We start from the raw sequence: 1,103 nt of genomic DNA on the forward strand, positions 1-1,103 counted from the left end.
CTGCGGGAGCTGGTCACGGCGTCGGCGCCGATGCCGTTGCTGGTGGAGCGTGAACGGGCCCTGTACGGGGCCTGGTACGAGTTCTTCCCCCGCTCCGAGGGCACCCCCCAGACCCCCCACGGCACCTTCCGCACCGCGGCACGGCGGCTGCCCGCGATCGCCGCGATGGGCTTCGACGTCGTCTACCTCCCCCCGATCCACCCCATCGGCACCACCCACCGCAAGGGCCGCAACAACACCCTCGACGCCACGCCCGACGACGTCGGCGTGCCCTGGGCGATCGGCTCGCCGGAGGGCGGCCACGACGCGGTCCATCCGGCGCTGGGCACTCTGGAGGACTTCGCCTGGTTCGTGCAGGAGGCGGCGCGTCACGGGCTGGAGATCGCGCTGGACTTCGCGCTCCAGTGCTCCCCCGACCACCCCTGGGTGGACAAGCACCCGGAGTGGTTCCACCACCGCCCGGACGGCTCGATCGCCTACGCGGAGAACCCGCCCAAGAAGTACCAGGACATCTACCCCGTCGCCTTCGACACCGACCTGGAGGGGATCACCGCCGAGACGGTACGCGTCCTGCGGCACTGGATGTCCCACGGCGTGCGCATCTTCCGCGTCGACAACCCCCACACCAAACCCGTGCTCTTCTGGGAACGCGTCATCGGCGAGATCAACCGCACCGACCCCGACGTCATCTTCCTCGCCGAGGCCTTCACCCGCCCCGCGATGATGCGCACCCTCGCCCAGATCGGCTTCCAGCAGTCCTACACCTACTTCACCTGGCGGACCACCAAACAGGAACTGACGCAGTACCTGAGCGAATTGAGCGGTGAGAGCGCCTCCTACATGCGGCCCAACCTCTTCACCAACACCCCCGACATCCTGCACGCCTCCCTCCAGGACGGCGGCCGTGCCGCCTTCGCCCTGCGCGCGGTGCTGGCCGCCACCCTCTCCCCCACCTGGGGCATCTACAGCGGCTACGAACTCGCCGAGAACACCCCCCTGCGCCCCGGCAGCGAGGAATACCTCGACTCCGAGAAGTACCAGCTCAAACCCCGCGACTGGGACACCCCCGACACCCTCGCCCCCCTCATCACCCGCCTCAACGA

Annotated in this window: 1 pseudogene; it reads left to right on the forward strand. The window is 69.2% G+C overall.

The window, feature by feature from the left end:
- Nucleotides 1-1,103: pseudogene (locus G6W55_RS37740) on the forward strand (alpha-1,4-glucan--maltose-1-phosphate maltosyltransferase); the annotation flags it as partial.

The organism is Streptomyces sp. CAI-85, from assembly GCF_013363615.1.
GTDB classification, from domain to species: Bacteria; Actinomycetota; Actinomycetes; order Streptomycetales; family Streptomycetaceae; genus Streptomyces; species Streptomyces antibioticus_B.